The sequence below is a fragment of the Vibrio sp. 10N.222.46.A1 genome, assembly GCF_041473595.1.
In the GTDB taxonomy this organism is placed as follows: Bacteria; Pseudomonadota; Gammaproteobacteria; order Enterobacterales; family Vibrionaceae; genus Vibrio; species Vibrio tasmaniensis_A.
Genome location: NZ_JBFRSN010001423.1, coordinates 1 through 291, shown reverse-complemented (window position 1 = coordinate 291; position 291 = coordinate 1). Strand labels below are relative to the sequence as shown.

At 43.6% G+C, this 291-nt stretch carries 1 protein-coding gene; it reads right to left on the bottom strand.

Annotation, left to right across the window (positions count from 1 at the left end; translation table 11 throughout):
- Nucleotides 1-291, bottom strand: a 291-nt coding sequence (locus AB4496_RS27060; protein ID WP_372133010.1) for a hypothetical protein, incomplete at both ends; no start/stop codon positions are given.

Sequence of the window (291 nt, the reverse complement as noted above, 5' to 3'; positions counted from 1 at the left end):
TCTAACGATTCATCACTAATGACTTCAGCTTGTGGTGTTGCACTAATGTCCGATGCTTGCTCAGACTCAGCTTCAGGTGTTTCTGAGGTTAACGGAGTAAGTTCGACGTCTGAATCCTTTTCGGACTCATCGCTGGCGTTGTCAAAACCAAAGGCTTCGTCTAACTCTTTATCAAACGCCTTCTCTTCAGGTTCAAGTTCGTCTTCAATGCCACTTGTCAGTAGATCATCAAATGGGTCTAAAGAGTCTGAATCTTGTTCATCGGTTTCACCGACTGATAGATCATTACCT